The organism is Brachybacterium sp. SW0106-09, assembly GCF_001293905.1.
Taxonomy (GTDB): domain Bacteria; phylum Actinomycetota; class Actinomycetes; order Actinomycetales; family Dermabacteraceae; genus Brachybacterium; species Brachybacterium conglomeratum.
The window spans coordinates 1-24,475 of sequence record NZ_BCAK01000002.1; the positions used below are offsets into that span (position 1 = coordinate 1).

Below are 24,475 nucleotides of genomic sequence, written 5' to 3' on the forward strand. Positions count from 1 at the left end.
GGGCACGGCGGCCGCGGTGGCGGGCGCGGGGCCGGCGGCGGGCCGCGGTCCCCACGGCGCCTCGGCCGACGGGCTCGGCGGCCGACGGGGTGATCCGTCGGCCGCCGGGGCTCAGGCGGCGGTGTAGCCGCCGTCGATCGACAGGATCGAGCCTGTCACGAAGCTCGCGGCGTCGGAAGCGAGGTACACGGCGGCGCCGGCGAGCTCCTCCGGCTCGCCCGGGCGGGACATCGGGGTCATCGCGTTCCAGATGTCGATCTGCTCGCCGCCCTCCTCGTAGAAGCCGCGCGTCAGCTCGGTGCGCATGTATCCGGGCGCGATCGCGTTCACGCGCACGCCGCGGGAGGCCCACTCGAGCGCGGCGGAGCGGGTGAGGTTGTGGACCGCGGCCTTGGAGGCGTTGTAGGAGGCCTGGGTCTGGGGCATGTTGGCGATGATGCCGCTCATGGAGCCGGTGTTGATGATGCTGCCGCGGCCCCGCTCGAGCATGGCCCGACCGACGGCCGAGAGCACGTGGTAGACGCCGTCGAGGTTCAGGCTCATCACGGCCCGCCACTTCTCGCCGTCGCCGTCCTCGACAGGGTGGTGGATGGTGCGCCCGGCGTTGTTCAGCAGGATCTCGATCCCGCCGACCTCCTGGTCGATCTCGGCGACGACCTTCTCGACCATCGCCTGGTCGGTGACGTCGAGGTGGCGGTAGGAGACCTCCACCCCGGTCTCTGCGGCGAGGTCCTTCGCGGCCTGCTGGCCGGTCGCGTCGTCGATGTCGGCGAGCACGATCGGGGCGCCGTGCTGGGCGAGGCCGCGGGCCATCGCGAGGCCGAGACCCTTCGCGCCGCCGGTGACGAGGGCGGTGCGGCCGGTGAGGTCGAACATGGGGCTGATGGCGGAGGTCATGGAGGACTCCTTCGAAGCAGTGGGCGGACGGGGTGGGCGGGGCCGACGGGCGCTGCGCGCGGGGCGGGGCGCGAGGGACGAGCGGACGGACCCGCCGGGACGGACGGGGCCCGGGGGCCGACGGTCCTCGCGTCGGCCCCCGGGGCGCGGATCAGGCCTCGGCGGCGGCGATGCGCTTCTTGCCGACGCGGGGCTGGTCGACCTTCAGCGCGAAGGTCATCAGGAAGGCGAGGGCGTACAGGACCACGAACGCCCAGACCACGCCGACGTCCCCTCCCCAGGGGCGGACGACGGCGACCACGGCCGAGCCGAGGAAGGTCGCACCGCCCGCGGCGGTCGTGTACATCGCCATCGCGGCGCCCTTGTGGTCGGGGGCGAGCGCCGGCATGATCGCGCCGAGCGGCACGAAGCCGGCCAGCAGGATGCCGAAGACGGTGCCCGCGATGACGGCGACGACGAAGCCCCAGTCGGAGCCGGCCGGCACCCAGTGCGGCACGTACCACCACAGCAGCAGGCCGATCGCGGAGCCGACGATGCCGAACCAGCGCACCGTGGTGGTCCAGCCGATGCGGTCGCCGAGGGCGCCGAAGGCGGCGTTGAACAGGATGTTGCCGGCGAAGACGATCGAGGTCATCAGCAGCCAGCGGCTCTGCCCCCAGCCGAGGGTCTCGGCGATGACGGTGGGCAGGATGATGAACATGCCGAACTGCGGGGCGGTGTTGATCAGGCGGGTCAGGAAGCCCATCATCACGCGCTTGTTCGTGAACGCGAGGTGCACGCCCGAGAAGATCACCTGGCGGGAGGTCTCGCCCTCCGGGGCCAGTCGGAGGGAGCCGTGCTTCTCGCGCACCCCGAGCCAGGCGATCAGGAAGCCGGCGATCACGATCAGCGAGGAGACGGCCATGGCCCAGCGCTCGCCGAAGAGGCCGCCGCCGAAGGCGGGGATCAGACCGATCGCGACGAGCGAGCCGATGGTGGGCATGCCGCCGGTGAACATGACGTAGAACCAGCCGACCGCCGCGCCGTTGCGCTCCTTGGGGACCACGGCGTTGACCCAGACCAGGAAGGAGAAGGCGAACAGCGGGAAGCCGAAGCCGCGGAAGAAGTAGGTCGCGGCCACCAGCGGGATCGACTCGGTGGACAGCGCGCCCAGGAACGCGGCCTGGAACACCAGCCAGACGACGAGGCCGAGCAGCATCACCCTGCGCGGGCCCCACAGGTCCGAGAGGGCGCCGGCGAGGTACGAGCCGACCAGCGAGGCGAGGGAGTAGAAGGTGATGATGGTGGCGGCGACGTTGATCATGTCGTCGCCGCCGCCGAAGACGTTCGCCATGTGCGGGGAGACGAAGTTGGTCTCCACGCCGTTGCCCGTCATGAAGACGAGCACGCCGAGGAAGCCCCACCGCAGCGGATGGGGGATGCCGAGTCGGTCCAGGAAGGTCTCCTGGGACGACCCGGCGGCTGGCACGGCGGGTCCGGCCTGGGTGGTCGAGGGTACTGCGCTCATAAGGGCACTCCTGTGTGCGAGGGGGAGAGGCGCGGGCGGCCGACGGCAGCATCGAGGCGTCGGCCGCCCCGTCAGGGCTGATCCGGGATCAGCGGGGCCGTGCTCAGCGGCCGGGGAGGATGGAGACCTTGACGGAGGCGCCGGCGGAGTCGGCGACCGAGTCGAGAGCCTTCTGGAAGTCGGCGAGCCCGAACTGGTGGGTGCAGATCTCGTCGAGCGGCAGGTCGCCCTTCTCGATGATCTTGATGGCGGCGGGCCAGGTGTGCGGGCCGAGGTGGGCGCCGCGCACGTCGAGCTCCTTGTCGTCGGAGATGATCGACCAGTCCACGGAGACGTTCTCCTTGAACACGGAGTACTCCACGAAGCGGCCGAGCTTGCGCAGCAGGTTCAGGCCCTGCGGCACGGCGCTGGGGTGGCCGGTGCACTCGATATAGACGTCGGCGCCGTAGCCGCCGGTGAGGCCGCGGATCTCCTCGTAGATGTCGACCTTCGAGGGGTTCAGGGTGAGGTCGGCGCCGCACTTCTTCGCGAGCTCGAGCTTCTCGTCGTCGAAGTCGAGGGCGATGACGAGCTTGGGGTTCTTGTGGGCCGCACCGATGATCGCGCCGAGGCCGATGGGGCCGGCGCCGGCGATGACGACGACGTCGTCGAACTCGAGCTCGGCGCGCTCGACGGCGTGCATCGAGCAGGACAGCGGCTCGGCGTAGGCGGCGTGCTGCGGCGCGATGTCCTTGGAGATCCGGTGGGCGCGGGCGAGCTTGGGCACGATCATGTACTCGGCCATGCCGCCGTGGTAGTGCTTGAAGCCGAACATGTCGTGCGGGGCGCACATCCAGTACCAGCCGCGCTGGCAGTACATGCACTCGCCGCAGGGGACGATCTGCTCGACGACGATGCGGTCGCCGACGGAGACGCCGTGGTGGGCGAGGATCTCGTCGGAGCCCTGCACGACGGTGCCGGTGATCTCGTGGCCGGGGATGATGCCCGGCTCGACCCAGCGGTCGCGGTTCTCGTCGCCCCAGAACTTGGCGGCGCCGGCGTAGGCCTTGAGGTCGGAGGCGCAGACGCCGACGGCCTCGACCTGGATCAGGAGCTCATCGCCGGCGGTGGTCGGGACCGGACGCTCCTCGAGGCGGTAGTCCTCGGGGGCATGCATGACGACGGCCTGCATGGTGGCGGGCAGCTGGCTCACGTAAGACACATCTCCTTCGATACGTTCCGCCCGGCCTGGGGCGCCACAGCGCGCGCCGACGGGTCGGGCCTGACGAGGACACTCTAGGCAGACCGCGAACAAACGTCAAGCACAAATGTTCTACGCCAGGGCGACGCAGGTCAGAGGCGTGCCACGGGGTGGATCGGGCGGGGTCAGCCCGTCGCAGCGGCGAGCGCGAGCACGGCCTGGGCCGTCGGCTCGTCGGTCAGCAGCGTCGTGTACAGCCCGGTGCGGGCGCCGGCGAGGATCGAGGGCGCCTTGCGCTCCCCCGCGGCCATCGCGATCGAGGTCGGCAGCGCGGTCAGCAGCTCGCGCGGCGGGCGCACCAGCAGCTCCGAGCCGGGATAGCTCACCGGATGTCCGTCGATGTCGTAGAAGTGGAGGTTGATGTCGCCGACGGCCGGGAGCAGCGCCGGCTCGTCGCGCGGCACCACGGAGGTCAGCGCCGCGCGCCCCTGGTAGGGCTCGCCGATCCCGACCACCACGGCGCGGGCGCGCGCCCACAGGTCGGTGATCTCCCGGAAGCTGGGGTCGGCCTGCAGGGACTCCCAGAGCTGCTCGGTGGGGCTCGCCGGGGCGAACATGAACTTCGGCTCGGCCCGGGTGCGGTCCGCGAAGCGGCGCACGATCTCGTTGGTCTGGAAGGACGGGTCGGTCTCCTGCTGCCCGCCGACGGTCGGGGCGATCACCACTCCCGGCAGCTCGGGCAGCCCGGGCATGCCGCTGACGGCGTAGGTGGTCTTGCCCGAGGAGATCAGCAGCACCTCGCCCCGCTGCAGGTCCAGGGAGCGCAGCTCCTCCCCCAGCAGGTCGCCGATGCCGCGGTAGTCGCGCTGGACCTGGTTCCCCGGGGCGATGCGCACGGAGCGGACGCCGAGCACGTCCTGCAGGCGTGCGGCGAGATCGGGCAGGTCGGCGGTGGGCGGCTCGAGCACCTCGAAGCGCACCATCCCGATCCGTCGCGCCTCGGCGAGGAGCTTGGAGACCGTGGGCCGGGAGACGCCCAGGCGCGCGGCGACCTCGGCCTGTCGCACCCCGTCGACGTAATAGGCGGAGGCGGCGCGGTGGAGCAGCTGGAGGTCCATCGCGGTCTCGAGCATCGATGCTCCTCTCTCTCCGTCAAGGCCGTGTCCGGGCCCCGGGGCGGCGGGGCTCGCGCCGATGATCCTAGTGAACGCCGGGCGGTGCTGCGGAACAGAGCCCCGTCCTGCGCCCCTGGCAGGGCCGACGGTGGCAGGATGGTCTGCGGCGATGACGGCACGGGGAGGCGGCGCGATGACGGCAGGCACGGGGGCGACGACCCCTGCTCCGCGGATCTCTCCGTCGGACTCCTCGGCAGCGTCGCCAGCGCCCACAGGGCCGGCAGAGCAGCCCGCCTCACCGACGGCGGCTGTGCCCCGTCCGGCCGGAGCGCCCGCCGGCGCGAGGGTCCTCGCCGTCCTGGGGGTCGACGTCGGCACCTCGAGCACGAAGGGCACCCTCGTCGCGCTCGACGGGACCATCCTCGCCACCGCTGTGCGCGAGCACTCGGTCTCGCGCCCCGCACCGGGCCACGTCGAGATGGACGCGGAGATCTGGTGGGAGGAGTTCCTGGACATCGCCCGCGAGCTCACCGCCGACGGCGCCGCGGACGTCACCGCGGAGGTCACCGCGATCGGCGTCTCGGGGATGGGCCCCTGCGTGCTGCTCACCGACGAGCGCGGCGAGCCGGTGCGCCCCGCGATCCTCTACGGCGTGGACACCCGCGCGGGCGACGAGATCCGCCATCTCACGAACGTGCTGGGCAGGGAGGAGATCGTCGCGCACTGCGGCGGGATGCTCACCTCGCAGGCGGCCGGGCCGAAGGTCGCCTGGGTCGCCCGCCACGAGCCGGAGGTCTATGCGCGGGCGCGTCGGCTGTTCATGCCGGCCTCGTATCTCGCCTTCCGCCTCACCGGCGAGTACGTGCTCGACCACGTCAGCGCCAGCCAGTCCGCGCCGATGTACAGCCTGCGCCACCAGACGTGGCATCCCGAGTGGGCCGAGCGCGTCGGCCCCGGCCTCGAGCTCCCGGCCCTGCGCTGGGCGGGCGACGCGGCCGGGACGGTGCAGAGCGCGATCGCGCGGCTCGTGCCCGGCCTGCGCGCCGGGATCCCCGTCATCACCGGCACCATCGACGCCTGGGCGGAGGCCGTCAGCGTCGACGCCGCCTCCCCGGGCGACCTGATGCTGATGTACGGCACCACCACCTTCCTCGTCGCGACCACCGTCGAGCCCTTCGCGAGCCGCACCCTGTGGCCCACCTCCGGGGTGGAGCCGGGCGCCTACGCGCTCTCGGGCGGCATGGCGTCCTCCGGGGCGATCACCGGCTGGCTGCGCGAGCTGACCGGCTCCCCGGAGTTCGACGAGCTCCTCGCGGAGGCGGGAGCCAGCGGCCCTGGCGCGAACGGGCTGGTCATGCTCCCCTACTTCGCCGGCGAGCGCTCCCCCATCGCCGACCCCGGCGCCCGTGGGGTGATCGCGGGCCTGACCCTCTCCCACAACCGAGGGGACCTCTACCGCGCCGCGCTCGAGGCCGCCGCCTTCGGGGTGCGCCACCACCTCGAGACCCTCACCGCGGCCGAGCTCAGCCTGGACCGGGTCGTCGCCGTCGGCGGAGGGGCCCGCAGCGACCTGTGGCCGCAGATCGTCTCCGACGTGACGGGCCTGGTCCAGCGGATACCGCGGCGCGTCGTCGGCGCCTCCTACGGCGGCTCGATGCTCGCCGCGCGCCTCGCCCACGGCACCGACGTCTCCCGCTGGAACCCCACCGATCACGAGATCGTCCCGGACACGGCGCGGCGCGAGCGGTACGACGAGCTGTACCGGCTCTACCGCGACCTCTACCCCGCGACCTACGAGATCACCCACGCGCTCGCGGCGATGCAGGAGCACTGAGGGTCGGGACTCCCGCACGCCGTTCCCGCGCACCCCGTACGGTGGCCCCACCGGCACCTCCGCGCGCCGGTCGACCGCATCCAGCGCCCGGAAGGGGAGCCCCCATGCATGCCGATCGACTCACCCAATCCCTCTGCCACCATGCGGAGGGGCCGTACTGGTCGGAGACCTGGGGCGGCCTGCGCTGGGTGGACATGCTCGCCGGGGACATGCTGCATCTCGGCGCCGACGGGGCGGCTCGGCGCCTGCCCACCCCGAGCCCGGTCGTGGCCTGCGTGCGCCCCGCGGCGGACGGCGGGGCGGTGCTCGCCCTCGAGAAGGGCTTCGGCCTCGAGGACGCCGACGGGTCCATCCGCGCACTGCCACCGCTGTGGGACGAGGACGTGCGCATGAACGAGGGCGCGATCGCGCCGGACGGCTCCTTCCTGTGCGGGTCGATGGCTTATGACCAGCGGCCCGGCGCCGCCGCGATGTGGCGCCTGATGCCCGACGGCACCACCACCCAGCAGTTCGGGGACCTCACGATCTCCAACGGCCTCGCCTTCACGGCCGACGGGACGCGTGCCTTCTACATCGACACCCCCACCGGACGGGTCGACCTCTTCGACTGGTCCGACGCCGACGGGCTCGTCGAGCGCCGGCCCTTCGCGGACCTCTCCGGCGAGGACGGCGGCCCGGACGGGCTGTGCCTGGACGCCGAGGGCCGGGTGTGGGTGGCGATGTTCGGCGGCTCGCAGGTGCTGGGCCTGGACGAGCGGGGCGGGGTCGCCGAGCGGATCTCGGTGGGGGCGCGCCAGGTCACGGCCTGCACCTTCGGCGGCGAGGACCGCGGGACCCTGTTCATCACGACCAGCCGGGAGAACCTGGCCGACGGGGACGATCCGGAAGCCGGCTCGCTGTTCTCGGTGCATCCGGGCGTCGTCGGCCCCGCCGAGGAGAACCTCTTCGGCGATCCCGACGAGACCGACCCGGACGCCTGACCCCGACGCTTTCCCGTCGTCCGGCCGTGACGACGAATACGCTCCTGGCGTGACCTCGGGGCCGTATGGCCGGTGAGGTCACGCCAGGAGCGCAGAACTATGCGGCCCGGGCCGGGGTGGCCTCGCTCAGGACGCGGTCGTCGCCTCCGCCGAGCGGTCGCGGGCCACGCCGGTGGCGAGGGAGTCGAGCATGTCGTCGTACTCCTCCATCGCCTTGGCGGGCGGCTGCGGGGTGATCAGACTGACCACGACCGCGAGCACCAGGCAGATCGCGAAGCCAGGGATGATCTCGTAGAGGTGCTCTCCGCCGAAGAGGCCCAGGGTGACATCGAGAGGCTGCTTCTCCGCACCCCAGGACTGGCCCCAGGCGAAGGCGACCACCGCACCGGCGACCATGCCCACGGCGGCCCCGGCCATGGTGAGCCGTCGCCAGAACAGCGACAGCAGCACGATCGGTCCGAAGGCGGCGCCGAAGCCCGCCCAGGCGAAGGCGACCAGCGCCAGCACCGAGCTCTCGGGATCCAGGGCCAGGATCACCGCGATGAAGGAGACCACGAGCACGCCGATCCGTCCGCCCCAGAGCTTGGCGCCGTCGCTGAGCTTCACGCCCACGCCGCCGACGATGTCCTCGACCAGCGCGGAGGTGGTCACGATCAGCTGCGAGGAGATCGTGGACATGATCGCCGCGAGCACGGCCGCCAGCAGGATGCCGGCGATCAGCGGATGGAACAGGATCTGTGCGAGGTCGAGGAACACCGACTCGCCGTTGGTCGCGTCGGTGATCTGCACGTCCCGGTTCTGCTGGAAGTAGGCCAGGCCCGCCATCGCGGTGAACACGGCGCCGGTCACGCACAGGATCATCCAGCTCATCCCGACGATCGTGCCGTACTTCGCGTCGCGCGAGGAGCGCAGCGCCATGAAGCGCACGATGATGTGGGGCTGGCCGAAGTAGCCCAGGCCCCAGGCGACGGCGGAGAGGATCCCCACCCACGTGCCGCCGGAGACGAGGGAGCCGAAGGAGGGGTCGACCTCGCGCACCGAGGCGAACATCGCCGTCGGCCCGCCGACGACGAACATCGCGGTGACCGGCACGATGATCAGGGAGACCAGCATGATCAGGCCCTGCACCACGTCGGTGTAGCTCGCGCCGAGGAAGCCGCCGAAGAGGGTGTACAGGATCGTCACGCCGCCCACGAGGAGCAGTCCGGTCAGGTAGGGCCCGCCGAACATCGACTGGAAGAACACGCCGCCGGCGACCATGCCGGAGGAGACGTAGAAGGTGAAGAACACCAGGATGATCAGGCCCGCCGCGATCCGCAGGATGTTCGTGCGGTCGTGGAGGCGGTTGCCGAAGTAGCTCGGCACTGTGATCGCGTTGTCGGCGATCTGGGTGTACTGGCGCAGGCGCGGGGCGACGAAGATCCAGTTCAGACCGGCGCCGACGGTCAGGCCGATCGCGATCCACGCCTCGACCATGCCGCTCATGTACAGCGCGCCGGGCAGGCCCATCAGCAGCCAGCCGGACATGTCCGAGGCCCCCGCCGAGAGCGCCGCGACGAAGGGGGGCAGCTGTCGGCCGCCGAGCATGTAGTCCTCGCCGCCCTTGGTCTTGCGGAAGGCGTACAGGCCGATGCCGATCATGGCGCCGAAGTAGACGGCGAGCGCGACCAGCTTGAAGGCGAGCTCCATGGGGGTCTCCGATCTCAGGTGGGGAAGGGCGGACGGGCCGGATCGGAGGTCCGTGCGCGGCAACGTCGCTCGCGGGCCACCGGTCCGGTCGGGGACGACGCGCCACCGTACCGGCGCTCGGGAGGGCAGGTGCCGCGAATCCTACGTCCGGGTGACGCCGATCACCTCGTTCCGTGTCCGGACGGTGACCTCGGCGCGGACGCGCGGACGCCCGGCACCCCTCGGGATGCCGGGCGTCCGCCGGTCGTCGATCACTGCGCTCTCGTGCTGATCTTTTCCCGCAGGCACTCCGCGGACGGCTCGTCCCTCGCCGGCCGCTCCGCGCCCGCAGTTCGTCGATCGGCTGATCAGCCGAACAGCGCCTCGGTGTCGTCGTCGATCCAGTCGAGGGTCCGCTCGACGGCCTTGCGCCACAGGCGCATGTACCGGTCGCGGGTCTCCTCGTCCATCTGGGGCTCCCAGCGCTTGTCCTCGGCCCAGTTGTCGATGACGTCCTGCTCGCCCTCCCAGTAGCCCACCGCGATGCCGGCGGCGTAGGCGGCGCCCAGCGCGGTGGTCTCGATGACCTTCGGGCGCACGACGGGCACTCCGAGGATGTCGGCCTGGAACTGCATGAGGGTCTCGTTCATGACCATGCCGCCGTCGACCTTGAGCTCGGTGAGCTCCACGCCCTCGGAGGCCGCATCGGCGATCGCCGCGTCGAGGACCTCGCGGGACTGGAAGGCCGTGGCCTCCAGGACCGCGCGGGCGATGTGGTTCTTGTTGTGGAAGCGGGTCATGCCGACCATCACGCCGCGGGCGTCGGAGCGCCAGTGCGGGGCGAACAGGCCCGAGAACGCCGGGACCACGAACAGGCCGCCGTTGTCGTCGACCTTCTTGGCGAGCTCCTCGACCTCCGGGGCGTCCTTGATCAGGCCGAGGTTGTCGCGGATCCACTGCACGAGCGAGCCGGTCACCGCGACCGAGCCCTCGAGGGCGTAGACGGGCTTGTTGTCGCCGATCTTGTAGGCGACGGTGGTGAGCAGCCCGTTCTCGCTGCGGACCAGGTCCTCACCGGTGTTGACCAGCATGAAGTTGCCGGTGCCGTAGGTGTTCTTGCCCATGCCGATCTCGAAGCAGGCCTGGCCGAAGGTCGCGGCCTGCTGGTCGCCGAGGATGCCGGCGATCGGGGTGTCGATGAGCAGGTCGTTCTTGCGGCCGTGCCCGTACACCTCGGAGGAGGACTTGATCTCCGGGAGCATCGACATCGGGATGCCCATGTCCTTCGCGATGTCCTCGTTCCAGTCGAGGGTGTCGATGTTCATGAGCATGGTGCGCGAGGCGTTGGTGACGTCGGTGACGTGCACGCCGCCGTTGACGCCGCCGGTCAGGTTCCACACCAGCCAGGAGTCGGTGTTGCCGAACAGCAGGTCGCCGGCCTCGGCCCGCTCGCGCGCGCCGTCGACGTTCTCGAGGATCCAGGCGATCTTGGGGCCGGAGAAGTAGGTCGCCAGCGGCAGGCCCACGCGCTCCTTGTACTTGTCGGCGCCCTCGTCGCCGGCGAGGCGGTCGCAGATCTTCTGGGTGCGGGTGTCCTGCCAGACGATCGCGTTGTAGACGGGCTCGCCGGTGTTCCTGTCCCACACCACCGCGGTCTCGCGCTGGTTGGTGATGCCGACGGCGGCGAGCTGGTGGCGGTTGATGTCCGCGCCGGTCAGCGCGGAGCCGACGACGGAGCGGGTGTTGCGCCAGATCTCCATCGGGTCGTGCTCGACCCAGCCGGACTTGGGGAAGATCTGCTCGTGCTCCTGCTGGCCGGTCGAGACGATCTGGCCGGCGTGGTCGAAGACGATCGCGCGGGTCGAGGTGGTGCCCTGGTCGATCGAGAGGATGTACTTCGTCGAGTCGGTCATCGGAACTCCTTCGTGGTGATGAACGGGTGGTGGTCATGGTGCCGGACGGCCCCGTGCGGCGCACGGGAACCGCCCGGCGGTGGAGCGGTGCGGGTCGGGTCAGAAGGCGAAGCTCGCCAGGCCCGCGAGGACGCCGCCGACGATCGGGCCGGCGATCGGGACCCACGAGTAGCCCCAGTCGCTGCCGCCCTTGTGCGGGATCGGGAGGACCGCGTGGGCGAGGCGGGGGCCGAGGTCACGGGCAGGGTTGATGGCGTAGCCGGTGGGCCCGCCGAGGGAGGCGCCGATCGAGACGACCAGCAGCGCGACCGCGAGGGGGCCGAGGCCGCTCGGCGTGCTGCCGAACATGATGATCACGAACACCAGCACGAAGGTCGCGATCACCTCGGTGACGAAGTTCCAGCCGTAGGAGCGGATCTCCGGACCGGTGGAGAAGGTGCCGAGGATCGTTCCGGCATCGGTCTCCTGGTCGTAGTGGGTCTTGTACGCGAGCCAGGCGACGATCGCGCCGAGGAAGGCGCCCATCAGCGCCGCCAGCAGGTACGCGATCGTGCTGCCGACGGTGACGGCGATCCCGGGGGCGTACTCCGCGGCGCCGCTGAAGAGCAGGCCGAGGGTCACCGCGGGGTTCAGATGGGCGCCGGTCTTGTAGGCGACGTACACGCCGGCGAAGACCGCGAGGCCCCAGCCGAAGTTGATCATCAGCCAGCCGCCGCCGTTGCCCTTCGTCTTGCCGAGGATCGCGTTGGCGACGACGCCGCCGCCGAGCAGGGTGAGCATCGCCGTTCCGGCGATCTCGTACAGAAAGATGGTTGCCATGAGACCTCCTCGTCGAGCGGTCCCGCAGCGTTGCGGGACCGGTGGCATCCAGTTGGTGGGGAGAGGGGCGGGTCCTGCCCGCCGATGGTCCGCGAGCGGAGTCGCCCGCGGAGGGCCTCCCCGGCCGGTTCACGACCGGGGAGGAGTTCTGGGTCAGCCGCGGGCGGGCACCTCGGCGGCGGCCGCGACGCGGGAGGCGGCCTCGGCGTCGGAGGCGGTGGCCTCCCCGGCGAGACGGGCCTCGATGTACCCGCGATAGGCGTCGACCTCGGCGCGCACGGCCGCCTCGTCCCAGCCGAGCTCCGCCGCGAGCAGCGCGGCGACCTCGTCGGCCGCCGCGACGCCGCGGTCGCGGGTCTCGTAGTCCAGGCGGGTTCGGCGCTCGAGCACGTCGGCGAGGTGCCGGGCCCCCTCGGCGCGGGCGGCATAGACCACCTCGGCGCGCAGGTAGCGGGGGGCATGCTCGAGCGGGGTCGCGAGCGAGGGGTCCTCGTCGATCAGGGCGAGGACGTCGGTCAGCAGGCTGCCGTAGCGGAACAGGAGCCGGTCCATGCGGATCTCGTCCGCGCCGATCCGTCGGCCGATCGCGGCCTTGTCCCGCACGAGCGCCTGGTAGCCCTGCGCGCCGATGACGGGGACCGAGCGGGTCAGCGACGGGCGGCCGGGCTCGGTGTCCTTGATCGCGAAGTCGACGACGTCCTCGGCCATCACGCGGTAGGTGGTGTACTTGCCGCCCGCGATGGCGCTCAGGCCGGGTTCGACCTGCATGACGGTGTGCTCGCGCGAGACCTTGGTCGAGCCCGTGTCCGAGCCCTTCTTCACGGGCTGCAGAAGGGGGCGGAGGCCCGAGTACACGCCGATGACGTCCTCGCGGGTGAGGTGGTCCTTCAGCACGGCATTGGCGTGCTCGAGCACGTAGTCGATGTCGTCCGAGGTGGCGCCCACGTCGCGGGGGTCCTGGGTCCACGGGGTGTCGGTGGTGCCGATGACCCAGTACTCGTCCCACGGGATGATGAACAGCACCGACTTCTCGGTCTGGGTGATGATGCCGGTGTCGGGGACGGCGGGGATCCGGTCGCGGGCGACGGTGACGTGGATGCCCTTGGAGGCGAGGACCTCGAGGCCGCCGTCGGCCCCGGCGAGCTCCTGCTGCTCCTGGGTCCAGACGCCGCCGGCGAGGATCACGTGGCGGGCGCGGACGTCGAACTCCTCGCCGCTCTCCTCGTCGCGCACCCGGGCGCCGACCACGCGCTCGCCCTCGTGGAGGTAGTCGACGACGGTGGTGTAGTTCGCGACCGACGCGTCGAGCTGGGCGGCGGAGCGCACCAGCATCATCACGAAGCGGGCGTCGTCCATCTGCGCGTCGTAGTACTCGAGCGCGCCGACGGCCTTGTCGCCGTCGAGCGCCGGGAACACCTCGAGCATCTTGTCGTGCAGGAGATGGCGGTGGAAGGGGACGGCGCGCTTGCGGCCCAGGGACTGCATCGCGTCGTAGAGCATGACGCCGGAGCCGATGAAGCCGCGGTCGATGACCTTCTTGAAGAAGGGGAAGACGAACTTGATCGGCTTCACCAGGTGCGGGGCGGTGTGCTCGAGCAGCAGGTCGCGCTCCCGCAGCGCCTCGGCGACCAGCTTGAAGTCGAGCATCTGCAGGTAGCGCAGGCCGCCGTGCATGAGCTTGGAGGAGCGGGAGGAGGTGCCGGAGGCCCAGTCGTGGGACTCCACGAGGCCGACGGACAGGCCGCGGGTGGCGGCGTCGAAGGCGGCGCCCGCCCCGTTCACCCCGCCGCCGACGACGAGGACGTCCAGGGGGTTCTCGGCGGTCGTGGCGCGCAGGCGGGCGAGGTGATCGCCGCGGCCCTCGGGGGTGAGTGCGGATCGCTGCTGTTCGGACACGCTGGCTGCTCCTTCGCATCGGCACCTGGTGATCCCGGCGCTCGCGGCCGGGCCGTCGCGCTCTCCGCGGCGGTGACGCGGCCATCCTCGGACGGGCGTGCAGCACCGCGCAAGTCAGGTGCACGAACGTGCAAGACTGGTGACCATGACCCCCGCTTCCCGGCTCGAGGACCTCTTCACCGCTGCACGGATGTACTACGGGCAGAGCCAGACCATGGAGGCGATCGCCGGGGAGCTCGGGGTGTCCCGCTCGACGGTCTCGCGGATGCTGCGCGATGCCCGCGATGCCGGGCTCGTCCAGATCACCCTGCGCCCGCCCGAGGCCCACCGCATCGAGGACCTCGGCCGACGCATCGCCCGCCAGTACGGGGTGAGGGTGCACGTGGTGCCGGATCCGCCCGAGGGTGATCAGCGCGACCGCCTCGCCGCCGTGGTCGAGGAAGCCGCGGAGCTGCTCGATCAGATGCTCGAGCCCGGCTCCACGCTCGGGGTCGCCTGGGGCACGACGGTCGCGGCGCTGCTGGGCGCGGTGCGGCCCCGCCCCGTGCCCGGGATGCGGATCGTGCAGCTCAACGGCGCGATCAACGTCGAGGGCTCGGGCCTGACCTATATCGCCACCGTGCTCGCCCGGGCGGCGGAGCGCTGGGACGCGACGGTGCACCAGTTCCCGGTCCCGGCGTTCTTCGACTACGCCGCGACGCGCGAGGCGATGTGGCGAGAGCGCTCGGTGCAGCGGGTGCTGGAGACGCAGTCGCAGGCCACGGTCGCGGTGTTCAGCGTCGGCGCCTTCGACGCGGAGGTCCCCAGCCACGTCTACACCCACAACTACCTCACGGCCGCGGACCTGCGCTCGCTGCGGGCCGACGGCGCGGTGGGCGATGTGTGCACCGTGTTCCTGCGGGCCGACGGCACCTTCCGCGACATCGCCATGAACGCGCGCGGCTCGGGCACCGCCCCGGACCGACTGGCCCGGATCCCGCGGCGTCTCCTGGTCGCCTCCGGCTCCCGCAAGGCGCTGCCGCTGCGGGCGGCACTGCGGTCCGGGGTCGCGACGGACCTGGTCATCGACGCGGTCACCGCCACGGCGCTGCTCGCCCTGCGCTGAGGCGACCCGCCCTGCTCTGCACGGCAGCACCGCTGCCCTGCCCCAGCCCCACGACGCCGTCCGCCGGCTCCCATCCTCGCGACGCCGAGACGTGGCTATGTGTCGGTATGGCGGCGAATGACGACACAGATCCACGTCTCGATCGCGACCGGTCGGCGCCCGGGCGGGGCGACGCGGTCGGGAAGGGCTGCCGGACGGCGGGGCGAGCGGACGCCGGCGGGGATCAGGCAGTCACCCGAGTGATCATGCGGTCAGCGGGGGTGGATCAGGCGGAAGCGCTCGCAGACGACGGGAATGTCCGGGGCGAAGCCGCCGTCGGAGTGCTCGGTCCAGAAGCGCTCGTGGATCTGCCGCCAGGCCGCGAGGGTCCGGTCGCCCTCCCCCTCGGCGTGGGCGTGCTCGCCGGTGACCTGGTCGAAGGGGACGGTCACGACCTCCGTGGTCTCCAGCACCGCGCGGGGCGCGCCGCTGCCGTCGAGGATGATGGACAGCTCGCCGACCTCCGGGAGCGGGTCCCCGTCGGCCTCGTAGTCGCAGAGCGAGGAGGCGGTCCCCGTCTTCACCCCTTCGAGCACGAGGCGGAGGAGCCCGTCGGCGTGCTCGGGGGTGGCGCCGAACGCCCATGCCTCCGGCAGCTGCGCGGGCAGCTCGGGGCGGGCGGTGCGGGCCTCGGCCCAGAACTGGTGAAGGGCGGCGTCGTCGCTGGTCACCCCCGCACCCTACCGGGCACGGAGGCCATGCCGGACCTCTTTTCTCTCAGCCCTCGGCGGCGGAGAGGTCGAGGCGCTCGGGGTGGGTGTAGAGGTTCATGCGGCCGTCGCCGTCCTCCCGCGCGCGGGTGAAGCCGACGAGCGTCTGGCCGAACTCGCGGGCGGTCTCGACGGCCAGGGAGCTCGCGGCGGAGACGCAGGCCACCAGCGGGATCCCGGCCATGCAGGCCTTCTGGACGATCTCGAAGCTGGCCCGGGAGGAGACCAGCAGGAAGCAGTCCCGCAGCGGCAGGCGGTCCTCGAGCAGGGCCCAGCCGATGACCTTGTCGACCGCGTTGTGCCGGCCGACGTCCTCCCGGACCACGAGCAGGTTCCCCTCGAGGTCCACGAGCGCGGCGGCATGGACGCCGCCGGTGCGGGCGAACACGGCCTGCTGGTCGGAGAGCTCGCGGGCGGCGCGGAGGATCACGTGCGGGTCCGCCACCCAGGACTGCAGCAGCGTGTACCGGCTCTTCTGCCGTACGGCGTCGATGCTCTCCGCGCCGCACACCCCGCAGGCGGAGGTGGTGGTGAAGGCGCGGGCGACCTGCGGCAGCAGCTGCGGCCGGGTGGTCGTGAAGTCCATGACGTTGTAGGTGTTCTGGGCGAATCCGCTGCCGGCGTCGACGACGGCTCCGTCGCAGTAGCGGGCCTCGGCCACGTCCTCGCGGTCACGGATCAGGCCCTCCGCGTGCAGGAAGCCGTGGATCAGCTCGACGTCGTTGCCGGGGGTGCGCATGGCGAGGGAGAGCTGCTGCCCGTTCAGGCGGATGTCCAGCGGCTCCTCGACGGCGACATGGTCGCCCTTGCGTCCGGCGTAGAGCTTCCCGTCCCGCACCCGGACGGTGCGGATCCGCGTGCTGTCGGTGACCCTGCCCATCCCTCGAGGATAGCCCTCCCACCTGCGGTGGGGTGTGCCCTCAGCCTTGGGCGTCGTCCCCGGATCCCGACACGGCGGCACCGTTCGGACCGTTCTCCGCGAGACGCTTGGCGAGGTCGAGCTCCAGCTGCCAGCCGTGGAGGTTCTCCTCGTAGTTGCGCCGCCGCACCGCCTCGTCCAGGCCCAGCTTCGCGAAGCCTCGCTCGCGCACGGTCAGCCGCACACGGTTCCGGGCCGCGGTGCCGGCGGGGTCGATCACGAACTCGACGGTGTTGTTCGGGGCGTCGGAGATCTCGCCGAGCCCGCCTCCGAGCCAGCGGAACGCGACGCGGTTCGGCGGCTCGTGCGCCTCGATCGCGAGCTGGAAGCTGCCGTGGACGGGGTCGACCACGCGTGTGACCGGGCCCGACGTGATGATCTCGTGCTCGCGGTACTCGCCGTCGTTGATGAACCAGCCGGGTTCGCGGACGACCGCGAACACCTTCTCCGCGCTCGCGTCGATCAGCACGCTGTGCACGATCTCGTCGGGGACGGGGGCGTCGGCGGGGAGGGACTGTGCGTCGGCCATGGCGGTGCTCCTCGAGTCGGGGCGGCGTCGTCGCCGTCTGCACGAAGCGTGCCAGAGATCGGCGGCTCGGGCGAGGCTCCTCCTCCGGCCGACGGGTGCGGGCGGCCTGCGCGCACGAGGCCGCCCGCCCCGGCAGGAGGGCGGGCGTCCCGCGAGGTCAGTCCTTCGTGACCGCGGCGGCGAGCAGGTTCAGCGACTGCTCGAGATCCTCCTCGGGGATCATCGGGAAGCGGATCTGCTTGAGCAGCTCGGGATCGGTGACGTCGGACCAGCTGTAGGTCAGCGACACCTCGGTCGCGTCCGAGCCCTGCGGGGTGAGCTCGTAGAGCCACTCCCAGCCCTTCGGGCCCTCGGGGGCGCTGCCGTCCTCCCCCTCGGGAGCCGGCTTCCAGCCCACCATCTTGTTCTCGTCGTATGCGGTGACGAAGTTGTGGGTTCGGTAGTCGCCGCCCATGTGGTCGCCGTGCATGTTCATCACGAACTTCTCGCCCGCGGCGGTGATCCGCTCGGTGTCGTCGGCGGCGCGGACGAAGCCGGAGCCGTCGAACTCGTGGTGGCGTGCGGGGAGCGTCAGCACGCCGAAGATGTCCTTCGAGGGGGCGTCGATCGTGCGGGTGACGGTCAGATGGGTCTGCTCTGTGTTCATCCCTCCACCCTGCCGCGGAAGCTCCGCGATGTCACGCCGCGACGACCGGGCGGTCGGATCGCCTGGCGAGAGGGCCGAGGGCAATCAAGGGCGAGCCGCCTGGGAAATGACGACCTCTCGGATCGAGGGGCATAGCATGGGCGACGGGATAGCCGAAGCTGTGTAAGCACTCCTACTTCCCACACAAGCAGCGAGGAGTGACCGAGTGATCGACCACGACCAGCAGGAGCGATTGAGCACTCAGCCGCTGAAACGCCTCGGGATCGACCAACACAAGCAGGAGCTCGACATCGAGTCAATCTGCCCCAAGCTCACCGCAGCGGCACGCAAGTAACACCGAGCACCTTCTACGCCCCCAAGACGCGCCCGCCCTCTAGACGAGCTCAGGGGGAGCTGCTGGTCCACACGCAGCACGTTCACGGGAACAATTTCAGCGCCTACAAAGAGCAGAAGCATCAAGGCAGCGCATTTACGAATGACTCAAAATCCTCTTACCCCATGACGGCATCCGAACTTACCGCACCCCGAATTAGGCCGCTCAGCACCCCAAGGGAAGGCTTAGCCTCTTTTCGAACCAGCTCGGATGGATCCGCATTCCGGACTGCATCAGCCACCGTACGTTTCGCGTCCTCCAGGGTGGTCGCCGTGACAATGATCCCCAGCATTGTCGCCGCAGCCTCGAAGTTATCCGCCCACTTTCGAGACCTGTCCTTAAAATGAGACTCTGTGAATTCCCTTCCAAAAGTGGCGCTAATCTTGTCCAGATAGACGCTTGGTAGAACCAAATCCTCGAGTTCGGACTGCTTCCTAAGGCCGTCACTTAGCGCGAAAACGTTGCGGGAAGGCAGAAGCTTTTCGTCAATGAGCGCCGCCGCTTGCTGTTTTCCAGGCGCATCCCCGTCAACCACTACAAAGATCTGGCATAGCGTTGACTTCTCTCTCTGAACATGAGACCTTAGCTTCCCCACGCCCTTTGTCGCCTTTAGTACCACTCGCCCAGAGGTGACGAGCTCACGCCAACCCGGGTCTACCGCCTCCAGCAAGAAGGGAAGCGAAGACTCGTCGGTCAACCCCTCAACCAACAGAATCTTCTCGGCCGAACTGAGATTATCATGGAGTTGCACCCCAATAGCCTGACGGATTTGATCGACATTCTGCGCGGGTTTAGCATCATTCGCACGCACCAGAATATTTGAGCGCACCTTCTCGCGGTTTACAAATATCGGATTGTGCGTGGCTAGAATAACCTGTTGAGATCTCGACATCTCCGTGAACAGCGATTGCAACTCGTGGACTGATGCGGAGTGGAGATGAGCCTCGGGCTCATCCACCGCAAGAATAATATTCTGCTGACCGGAACGTTCGCTTGCCAACTGATGCAAGAGGGCCATCGAAACAAGCGACTTGATCCCGTCACCCTTACTGTCGATGGAAGTTGAAGTCCCGTCATCTATAACCAGGTCTGCCACAGCATCGGAGGCCGAGATGTCAATAGTTTCAATCTCGATTGCATCGACAGATGGAAGATACTGCTTCACGGACTGAGTCAACTCTTCAGCAATTTCAGAAACCGCCGAACGACGCAGCCCGTTAATCTCGGCTGCGAGTCGTTGGTATTCCTCCGAGCGAGCCACGGTCTGAAGTCGAATTCGCGCCAGATCGTTTACGAGTGACTGCGCCTGCCGGCCAGTCCGGATTGCCGGAATTGACACGAAGGAAACATTGTCTGAGACGAACTTCGCAATCTCCCGCGCTTTCGCCTTATGCGAAGCAGCACCACGACCTGGCTTAACGATGCCCAGTGAAACGCTTGCCCGACTAAGCTTCAGCTCAATAGGCAGCATCCCGTTGTTTCGCAGACCAGTTGCTTCGTAGAATCGAGACACTTCGCTATCGTCTAGCTCGAAGGAGAATCGAAGCGTGGTCGGCTGAGAGCCCTTGGTGTTCTGTTTTTGAAGTGGGTAGTCGCGCGACCAGTTGAACCCCTGCATTTCTTCCTCCGACCGACGGTTGCGCGACATTCGGCCACGCGCTAGGAATGAGACGGCGTCGATCCCGGTCAGCTCTTCCTTGCCAGCGAGGTGGTCCGGTAGGGCACTCCACCACTGAATGAGGTGCATGCCTATACTGAGCGCACGCAACAGGTTCGACTTTCCCTCGTTGTTAGGACCGATGAGGGTCGTCAGGTCTCCAACAGCGAATCGCGTCTGCCTCGCGATGGACCGATAGTTGCTCACCGACACTTCTTTAAGTTCCACGCGCCCTCCATTGCGGGACAATTTTCATACTACCGGCCACACATCCCAGCCACAGGAGTTTCCCGGCAGCTAGCAGATCCCTCGCCCATCAGTGTCTTTGAGCCGAACGACGATGCGCCGAGAGCCGCTTACATCGAACTGACAAATGGCTCAGGTTCTACGCTACGAAGGTCGCAGTCATGCCTCTATGCGGTCAAGACACACCGGGGCATCATCAGTGCGGTCGATAGCCAGGGTAGAGCAGAACTGCGCACACGACCGAAGGTAAGTGCGTTTGGGGCACTTTGGGTACCTCATCGTCCTCTCCGCAGCCGTGACTCAGTCGCCGCGCCGTCGGCCGACGGCCGGCACCGTCGGCCCTGCCCTGGCCCCGCTCAGGCGTGCTGGGCGGGGCGCACCGAGCGCTGCGCGGACTCCTCCTCCGGGCAGGCGGAGCCGAGCTCCGTCATGCCGTCGATGAGCCAGCGCACCATGTGGTCCGCGAAGGAGGCGCGGGGCAGGATCCGCCAGGTCTCCTCGCCGCTGCGCACGAGCACCACCGGGATGGTGCTGAGCAGCGTCGCCTCGGCCCGGCCGACGTCGAACACGCGCGGGTGCAGGTCCAGCGCGACGCTCTTCTCGAGCACCTCGCGGGCACCGGGGCCCTCGAGCACCAGCACGGTGCGGTTGGCGGAGAGGTCCACGGCCTGTCCGGGGACCCCCTCCTCCAGCGCCTCCTGGTACGGCGCCTCGACGCCGGGCTCCTGCCGGCGGGAGACGTCCACGGCGAGGAACTCGTCCGGCGAGAGGCGCAGGACGTGCAGGCCGTCCAGGTCGTCGGTCACCTCGCCGTGCGCCGTCGGCAGGGGCACGCCGAGCACGGACTCGAGCGCCGTCGCGCCCTGCTCGCCGGGCACGGCCCGCAGGCCGATCTGCACGGCGAACTCGTGCTCGCGCAGGGTCACGGCGCGCGCCCCGGTGACGGCGGCGCCCTCCATCAGGTCGGCCAGATGGCGGGCGGGGGCGGCGCGCAGCGGCTCCAGGACGTCCATCGAGGTGGTCAGGGTGGTGCTGTCAGCCGTCACGGCGGGCTCCTTCGGGGTCGACGAGCACGGGAGAGGTGATGGTCAGGTCGATGATCCGCTCCCCCTGCGGGGAGCGGACCTTCTCGCCGATGCGGCCGAGGCCGCCGTCGACCAGGGCGAGCGCGAACGGCTGGTCGAGAGCCGCCGAGAGGTACGAGGAGGAGACCCAGCCGATCATCGGCACGGGCCCGTCCTCGGGCGTGATCGGGGTGTCGGCGTCGACGATCTGCGCGCCCTCCTCGAGGCGCGTGCTGCCGTCGTCGCTGAGCAGGCCGACGAGCTGGCGGCGGTCCTCGCGCACGGAGTCCGGGCGGTCCAGGGACCGCTTGCCCACGAAGTCCTTCTTCTTCGCGCCGATGATCCACGACATGTTCGCGTCCTGCGGGGTGATCGTGCCGTCGGTGTCCTGGCCGACGATGATCAGGCCCTTCTCGGCGCGCAGCACGTGCATGGTCTCGGTGCCGTAGACGACGATGCCGAACTCCTGGCCGGCCGCGTGCACGGCCTCCCACACGGTCCGCCCGTAGAAGGCCTCGACGTTGATCTCGAAGGCGAGCTCGCCGGAGAACGAGATCCGCGGGATCCGGGCCGGGATGCCGCTGGCCAGGACCGTGTCACGGAACTCCATGAACCCGAACGCCTCCTGGGAGACGTCGAGGTCGGGGGCGACCTTCGCGATCACATCGCGGGAGCGGGGCCCGGCGACGGTGATCGTGGTCCACTGCTCGGTCACCGACGTCATGGACACGTCCAGCTCCGGCCACTCCGTCTGGTGCCACTCCTCGAGGTGGTCGAGCACGGCGGCGGCCCCCGAGGTCGTGGTGGTCATGAAGAAGTGGTCCTCGGCCACGCGCAGCGTGACGCCGTCGTCCATGATCATGCCGTCGGGCCCGCACATCACGCCGTAGCGGCCCTTGCCCACCGGCAGCTTGAGGAAGCCGTTGGTGTACATGCGGTTGAGGAACCGCGCCGCATCCGCGCCGCGGATCTCGATCTTGCCGAGGGTGGTGCCGTCCATCATGCCGACGGAGTCGCGCACGCCGGCGCACTCGCGCAGCACCGCCGCGTCCATGTCCTCCTCGCCCTGCGGGAAGTACCTCGGTCGCTTCCACTGGCCCACGTCCTCCCAGACGGCGCCGTGCTCGAGGTGCCACTGGTGGATGGAGGTGATGCGGGCGGGGTCGAACATCTGCCCGCGGCGGCGGCCGGCGAGGGCGGCGAAGCTCACCGGGGCGTAGGGCGCCCGGTAGGTGGTGGTGCCGATGCCGCCGAGGTCCTCCTCCCCCAGCAGCACGCTCATCACGCCGATCGCGGCGACGCCGGAGGTCTTGCCCTGGTCGGCGCCGGTGCTGATCGAGGTAAAGCGCTTGACGTGCTCGACCGCGCGCATGCCCGCGCCCAGCGCGCGCAGCACGTCGCGCACGGTCTGGTCGCGCTGCAGGTCCACGAAGTGCTCGCGCCAGCGCTCGGGGTCCTCGGTCGCCGCGGAGACGGGACCGCTGTCGGGGCTGGGCACGAGCCACAGCGGCCGGGCCGGTGCCACGGGGGCCGACGCCTCGGCCTGCGGGGCCTTCGCCGAGACCGGGTGTCCGGCGGCGGTCGCGGCGGCGGCACCGGCCCCGGCGCCCTGGGAGAGGGCGCCCGCGAGGTCGGCGGTGCCGAGCACGGAGCCGGCCAGGTGCTGGTCCTCGACCGAGGGCACGGCGACGAACGAGGTCAGCGCCTCGTCGTACTGGATCCGACCCTGGCGCTGGGAGTGCAGGTGCACGAGCGGGGAGAGCCCGCCGGAGACGGCGAGGAGGTCCGCGGCGACGGTCTCGACCTCGCCGGCGATCTCGCCGTCGGCGCCCAGCGGCGCGATCTGCACCGCGGTGAGGCGGTCCCCGTCGCCGCCGCCGACGGTGTCCACGACGGACCAGCCGAAGCGGGCGTCGACGCCGGTCGCCTCGAGGACGGCCGCGGCACGGGCGCTGGGCTCGGGGCGGGAGTCGAGCACGACGGGCAGGCGCACGCCCGCGTCGTGCAGATCGGCGACGACCTCCCAGGCGGAGTCGTTCGTGGTCAGCACCGCGACGTCCTCGCCCGCGACGACGCCGAAGCGGTTGAGGTAGGTCTGCACGGCTGCGGCGAGCATGACGCCCGGGCGGTCGTTGTGCGCGAACACGACGGGGCGGTCCATCGCGCCGGGGGCGAGCACGACCTGCTTGGCGCGGATGTGCCAGACGCGCTGGCGGGAGACGCCGGGGCGGCCGCCGTCCGCACCCTCCGCGGGGAGTCCGAGGTGGTCGGTGCGCTTCTGCAGGGCGGTGATGTAGTTCGAGTCGTAGCTGCCGAAGACGTTCGTGCGCTCGAGCACGGTGACGTCCTCGGTGCGGCGCAGCTCGGCGACGGTCGCATCGACCCAGTCCATGGCGTCCTGGTCGTCGATCCGCAGGCCCCGCGAGGACAGCAACGAGCCGCCGGCGAGGGGCTGCTCGTCCAGCAGCATGACGCGGGCGTCGGAGCGGGCCGCCTCGCGGGCGGCGGCGAGCCCGGCGGGGCCGGCGCCGACGACGAGCACGTCGGTGTGGACGTGCTTGTGGTCGTAGTAGGCGTGGTCCTCGCGCGGGTCGAGCGTGCCGAGCCCGCTGAGCAGGCTCGCCTCGAGCCCGTCGACGGCCTCGACCGCGGTGGCGGGGAGCATCGACTCGTCGGTCCCGTTCTCCCGTCGGTCGTGGACGGTGATCAGGGCGTTGGTCTCCTCGAGGCCGGCGGCCATGAGGCCGCGGGGACGGGCGAGGTAGATCGAGGGCGCCACGGCCAGGCGACCGGCGGCCAGCAGGGCGCTGGCGACGGTGTCGCCGGCGAGCGCGGGCAGCGTCTCGCCCTCGACCGTGAGGGTCAGGGGCCGTGCGGGGTCGACCCCGTGGGCGGGGCCGCGGCGGGGGGTCTGGTTCTCAGGCATGGTCGTCCTCGTTCCCGGTGCGAGCCTCGGGGGCAGGGGTGGAGCCGTCGGCGGCGGTGCCGGCGGCGGAGGGGTCGGCGAGGGAGCCGTCGGTGCGCCCCTCGGTGGTGGTCATCGAGGCGAAGCGGTCCGGCTCGGCGGCGTCGGCCGGCACCTTCTCGGCCTCCGGCAGGTCGGGGCGCGGGGAGCCCATCGGATAGATGCGCTCGAAGCGGTAGGTGCGGGTGTCGCGCAGGGCGTTGAACCACTTGCGGCAGCCGGCCGAGTGCTGCCAGCGCTCGGCGAGGATGCCCTTGGTGTTGGCGCGGTAGAAGAGGTAGCGGGACCACTCGCGGTCGTCGAGGGCCGAGGGGTCCTCGGGGTAGGGCACGTGGGCCTCGCCGCCGTAGTGGAACTCGACCTCGTTGCGGGGCCCGCAGTGGGGGCAGTCGATGAGGAGCATGGTGGCCTCC

20 protein-coding genes are annotated in these 24,475 nt (G+C 70.4%); 4 read left to right on the forward strand and 16 right to left on the reverse strand.

Going from position 1 to position 24,475, the window contains the following annotated elements; all coding sequences use genetic code 11:
* Nucleotides 1-111 precede the first annotated feature (111 nt).
* The 4 genes from Y09_RS01405 to Y09_RS01420 form a co-directional block, all read right to left on the reverse strand.
* Nucleotides 112-897, reverse strand: a complete 786-nt coding sequence (locus Y09_RS01405) for an SDR family oxidoreductase (RefSeq protein WP_053915888.1) — start codon at nucleotides 895-897, stop codon at nucleotides 112-114.
* Nucleotides 898-1,048: 151 nt separating this feature from the next.
* Nucleotides 1,049-2,404, reverse strand: a complete 1,356-nt coding sequence (locus Y09_RS01410) for an RbtT/DalT/CsbX family MFS transporter (RefSeq protein ID WP_053915889.1) — start codon at nucleotides 2,402-2,404, stop codon at nucleotides 1,049-1,051.
* Between the two features lie 103 nt (nucleotides 2,405-2,507).
* The gene (locus tag Y09_RS01415; protein WP_053915890.1) at nucleotides 2,508-3,596 is read right to left on the reverse strand and encodes a zinc-binding dehydrogenase; all 1,089 of its coding nucleotides are present in this window, start codon (nucleotides 3,594-3,596) and stop codon (nucleotides 2,508-2,510) included.
* A 173-nt stretch (nucleotides 3,597-3,769) separates the two neighbouring features.
* Entirely contained in the window at nucleotides 3,770-4,717 is a 948-nt protein-coding gene (locus tag Y09_RS01420; RefSeq protein ID WP_053915891.1) for a sugar-binding transcriptional regulator, read from the reverse strand.
* Nucleotides 4,718-5,009: 292 nt separating this feature from the next.
* Between Y09_RS01420 and Y09_RS01425 the strand changes: the two genes are divergently transcribed.
* Together Y09_RS01425 and Y09_RS01430 are read left to right on the forward strand one after the other, a co-directional pair.
* Entirely contained in the window at nucleotides 5,010-6,533 is a 1,524-nt protein-coding gene (locus tag Y09_RS01425) for an FGGY-family carbohydrate kinase (protein ID WP_082358572.1), read from the forward strand.
* 104 nt (nucleotides 6,534-6,637) lie between these two features.
* Nucleotides 6,638-7,513 (forward strand): SMP-30/gluconolactonase/LRE family protein, encoded by an 876-nt coding sequence (locus Y09_RS01430; protein ID WP_053915892.1) that lies wholly within the window; start codon nucleotides 6,638-6,640, stop codon nucleotides 7,511-7,513.
* 126 nt (nucleotides 7,514-7,639) lie between these two features.
* Here Y09_RS01430 and putP read toward each other — a convergent pair whose 3' ends face one another.
* From putP to Y09_RS01450, 4 genes are all read right to left on the reverse strand, one after another.
* Nucleotides 7,640-9,202: a sodium/proline symporter PutP gene (gene putP, locus Y09_RS01435; protein WP_053915893.1), complete on the reverse strand. Its 1,563-nt coding sequence runs from the start codon at nucleotides 9,200-9,202 to the stop codon at nucleotides 7,640-7,642.
* Between the two features lie 347 nt (nucleotides 9,203-9,549).
* Nucleotides 9,550-11,094, reverse strand: coding sequence for a glycerol kinase GlpK (gene glpK, locus Y09_RS01440; protein WP_053915894.1), 1,545 nt, complete (start codon nucleotides 11,092-11,094; stop codon nucleotides 9,550-9,552).
* Between the two features lie 99 nt (nucleotides 11,095-11,193).
* Nucleotides 11,194-11,913 (reverse strand): MIP/aquaporin family protein, encoded by a 720-nt coding sequence (locus Y09_RS01445; protein ID WP_053915895.1) that lies wholly within the window; start codon nucleotides 11,911-11,913, stop codon nucleotides 11,194-11,196.
* 153 nt (nucleotides 11,914-12,066) lie between these two features.
* Nucleotides 12,067-13,809: a glycerol-3-phosphate dehydrogenase/oxidase gene (locus Y09_RS01450; RefSeq protein ID WP_053915896.1), complete on the reverse strand. Its 1,743-nt coding sequence runs from the start codon at nucleotides 13,807-13,809 to the stop codon at nucleotides 12,067-12,069.
* Between the two features lie 145 nt (nucleotides 13,810-13,954).
* On the opposite strand from Y09_RS01450, the gene Y09_RS01455 reads away from it, so the two are divergent.
* Nucleotides 13,955-14,914 (forward strand): sugar-binding transcriptional regulator, encoded by a 960-nt coding sequence (locus Y09_RS01455; RefSeq protein ID WP_053916026.1) that lies wholly within the window; start codon nucleotides 13,955-13,957, stop codon nucleotides 14,912-14,914.
* Nucleotides 14,915-15,165: 251 nt separating this feature from the next.
* On the opposite strand, the gene Y09_RS01460 is transcribed toward Y09_RS01455, so the two are convergent.
* The 4 genes from Y09_RS01460 to Y09_RS01475 all read right to left on the reverse strand — a co-directional run bounded on the left by Y09_RS01460 (nucleotide 15,166) and on the right by Y09_RS01475 (nucleotide 17,757).
* Nucleotides 15,166-15,624: an ASCH domain-containing protein gene (locus Y09_RS01460; RefSeq protein ID WP_053915897.1), complete on the reverse strand. Its 459-nt coding sequence runs from the start codon at nucleotides 15,622-15,624 to the stop codon at nucleotides 15,166-15,168.
* Between the two features lie 46 nt (nucleotides 15,625-15,670).
* Nucleotides 15,671-16,543, reverse strand: coding sequence for a formate dehydrogenase accessory sulfurtransferase FdhD (fdhD, locus tag Y09_RS01465; RefSeq protein ID WP_053915898.1), 873 nt, complete (start codon nucleotides 16,541-16,543; stop codon nucleotides 15,671-15,673).
* 40 nt (nucleotides 16,544-16,583) lie between these two features.
* Complete coding sequence (locus tag Y09_RS01470) at nucleotides 16,584-17,111, reverse strand: polyketide cyclase (RefSeq protein WP_053915899.1); 528 nt, start codon at nucleotides 17,109-17,111, stop codon at nucleotides 16,584-16,586.
* Between the two features lie 157 nt (nucleotides 17,112-17,268).
* A complete protein-coding gene (locus Y09_RS01475) occupies nucleotides 17,269-17,757 on the reverse strand; it encodes an SRPBCC family protein (protein WP_053915900.1) in 489 nt (162 codons plus the stop codon).
* A 205-nt stretch (nucleotides 17,758-17,962) separates the two neighbouring features.
* Between Y09_RS01475 and Y09_RS18060 the strand changes: the two genes are divergently transcribed.
* Nucleotides 17,963-18,091, forward strand: a complete 129-nt coding sequence (locus Y09_RS18060; RefSeq protein ID WP_255351625.1) for a hypothetical protein — start codon at nucleotides 17,963-17,965, stop codon at nucleotides 18,089-18,091.
* Between the two features lie 157 nt (nucleotides 18,092-18,248).
* On the opposite strand, the gene Y09_RS16705 is transcribed toward Y09_RS18060, so the two are convergent.
* The 4 genes from Y09_RS16705 to Y09_RS01490 form a co-directional block, all read right to left on the reverse strand.
* Nucleotides 18,249-20,015, reverse strand: coding sequence for an ATP-dependent endonuclease (locus Y09_RS16705; RefSeq protein WP_082358573.1), 1,767 nt, complete (start codon nucleotides 20,013-20,015; stop codon nucleotides 18,249-18,251).
* Nucleotides 20,016-20,389: 374 nt separating this feature from the next.
* A complete protein-coding gene (locus Y09_RS01480; RefSeq protein ID WP_082358574.1) occupies nucleotides 20,390-21,079 on the reverse strand; it encodes a sarcosine oxidase subunit gamma in 690 nt (229 codons plus the stop codon).
* A complete protein-coding gene (locus Y09_RS01485) occupies nucleotides 21,069-24,023 on the reverse strand; it encodes a 2Fe-2S iron-sulfur cluster-binding protein (RefSeq protein ID WP_053915901.1) in 2,955 nt (984 codons plus the stop codon). The genes Y09_RS01480 and Y09_RS01485 overlap by 11 nt, the downstream gene beginning before the upstream one ends.
* Complete coding sequence (locus Y09_RS01490) at nucleotides 24,016-24,465, reverse strand: sarcosine oxidase subunit delta (RefSeq protein ID WP_053915902.1); 450 nt, start codon at nucleotides 24,463-24,465, stop codon at nucleotides 24,016-24,018. Before Y09_RS01490 ends, Y09_RS01485 begins: the two co-directional genes overlap by 8 nt.
* Nucleotides 24,466-24,475 lie beyond the last annotated feature (10 nt).